The organism is Dietzia sp. SYD-A1 (assembly GCF_015356725.1).
Taxonomy (GTDB): domain Bacteria; phylum Actinomycetota; class Actinomycetes; order Mycobacteriales; family Mycobacteriaceae; genus Dietzia.
The window spans coordinates 1-2,196 of sequence record NZ_JADDKI010000215.1 but is presented as its reverse complement, the minus strand read 5'-3'; the positions used below and the strand labels follow the sequence as shown (position 1 = coordinate 2,196).

The following is a 2,196-nucleotide window of genomic DNA, read 5'->3' as shown; positions in this document are numbered from 1 at the left end:
CCACCCCCACCGCGCGTGGCGGTGTCGGGCCAGCGCCGCCAGCCGACCGGGCGGGGCGGCGGCGAGCTCGGCGAGGATCATCCCCGCCGCGAACCAGGAGGCGAACGCCGGGGGCAGGATCTGGTCGTTGACCCGTTCGGGTAGCCCCAGCTCGTACCAGGGGACCAGAGCCCACGCCAGGCTCAGTACCCCCACGGCGGCGATCGTCGGGATCCGCCACCGCGCCGCGCGGCCCCGGAGCCCGGCCAGCGCCCACCACAGCAGCGGCAGAACGAGGTAGAACGACATCTCCACGGACAGCGACCACGCGTGGGTCAGGCCCTCGACCAGCGAGTCGGGGACGTATACCTGCGTCAGGGTCAGGTTGGCGATCCAGGTCGAGGCCGAGGTGCGAGCGTTCTGGGGGATGAGGAGGAACACCGTGGCCACCACGACGAGATAGGCGGGCATGATGCGGACGAGGCGGGAGCGCAGGTAGGACCCCGGTGACCGGGCGGTGCCGGGTCCGCCCTGTCGGGCGTGCAGGGCGTGGGCCCGCCACAGCAGGAAGCCGGAGAGCGCGAAGAACACGGCCACGGACAGGTCGAACCGGCCCCAGAGTCGGTTGATCGCCGATCCCGTGGAGGACCCGGTCTGGAACGCGACGTGAGTGGTGAGGACGGCGATCGCGGCGACCGCGCGGAAGCCCTCCAACGCCGGCACGAAGCCGGTGGCGGACGGGAGAGTTCCGACTTGTCGGTCGGGGGTGGCGAATGCGTTCTTCATCACTGTTAATCTTCTCCTGATGATGGTCCGGTCCGGCGACCGACCCGGGAAGCTACCCGGGGGTAACCGGTGGATCCAGGGCGACTCCAGGAGGACAACCGATGGCACGACAGAGCAGTTCCGCGGGACGGAGGTCGTCAGTGCCCGCACTGGTCCTCGTCGGGCTCGGAGCGTTCCTCATCACTATCGCACTGGCGCTGGTCTTCTTCGTGGTGCCGACGCAGAAGAAGACCCCGCTGGACATCAACACCACCACTGTCACCAACACCACGCAGGGTGCGGTCCTGGTCGGCGCGGCGCTGGCCGGTAACACACCGACCGAGCTCAACGCCGACCGCCCCGAGTGCCGCGCCGGGGGCGCGAACGGCGACGACGAGGACGCGGCCGGCGGTTCGCCCGATGAGGGTGCGACCGACGAGGAGCAGGTCGTCGAGACCCCGGACGGCCCGGCGGCTGACGACGCCGATGTCCAGTTCCCGGTCACCTGCTTCATCGACAACGACATCCCGCTCTACTCGCAGCGCCGCGTCCAGGCGGTGGAGCCGTCGGACTCCGAGGTCATCACGTTCCAGGCCGCGCAGTCGCTGCTCCGCGAGGACAAGACCGGTTCGGACGGGGTCGAGGGCCTGGTCAACGCGTCGATCGACCGGGTCACCGTGGACCGGGTGACCGCCGAGCCGACCGACGAGGCCGTGAGCACCCTGCAGCTGGTCGCCACCGGTGCCGGCGACGAGACCGCACCGGCCGGGTTCGTCCGCCGGGGACTGCAGTACAAGTTCCCGTTCGACACCGAGCAGCGGGACTACGACTACTTCGACGCCAGCACCTTCACCACCAACCCGATCTCCTTCGTCGGTGAGACCACCGTGGGCGGCATCGACGCGTACGAGTTCCGTCAGGAGCTCGGGCCGATCGACATGTGGTCCTCGATCCGGGATCATTTCGCGTCGATCAGCGACGGGTACGACCCCGCCGTGGAGGCCGTCCTGGCCAGCTACCGGCGCGAGGGCATGACCGCGGGACAGTGGGGTCTGGCGGGTGACCCGGAGCGCGAGGTCGACATGCGGCGCTTCTACACCAACACCCGCACGGTGTACGTGAACCCCGAGACCGGTCAGATCATCAACGGCAGCGAGAACATCTACCAGTTCTTCGCCGAGGACCAGGACGAGGCGGAGGCCTTCGTCAACGACGCGGCGGGCATGGAGGAGGAGCGGGCCGAGCCCACCCGGACGGCCGTCCGGTTCGAGTCCGGGTGGAACGAGGAGACCCAGGAGCGGACCCTGTCCGCCGCCCAGGAGACGGCGGACACCCTCAACACGTTCGGTCGCATCCTGCCGGCGGTGCTCGGAGTGCTGGGCGTCCTGGCCGTCCTCGGCGGGATCCTGCTGGGCCTCCGCGGAGGCGCGGGGGGTCCGACCGGCAGAGGCA

2 protein-coding genes are annotated in these 2,196 nt (G+C 69.9%); one reads left to right on the top strand and one right to left on the bottom strand.

The genetic code is table 11. The annotated features are described in order from the left end of the window. Window positions 1–765, bottom strand: a 765-nt coding sequence (locus tag IY392_RS09740; protein WP_194861092.1) for an acyltransferase, incomplete at its 3' end; no start/stop codon positions are given. 101 nt (window positions 766–866) lie between these two features. Between IY392_RS09740 and IY392_RS09735 the strand changes: the two genes are divergently transcribed. Continuing rightward, a partial coding sequence (locus IY392_RS09735) for a DUF3068 domain-containing protein (protein WP_228549232.1) occupies window positions 867–2,196 on the top strand: 1,330 nt, incomplete at its 3' end.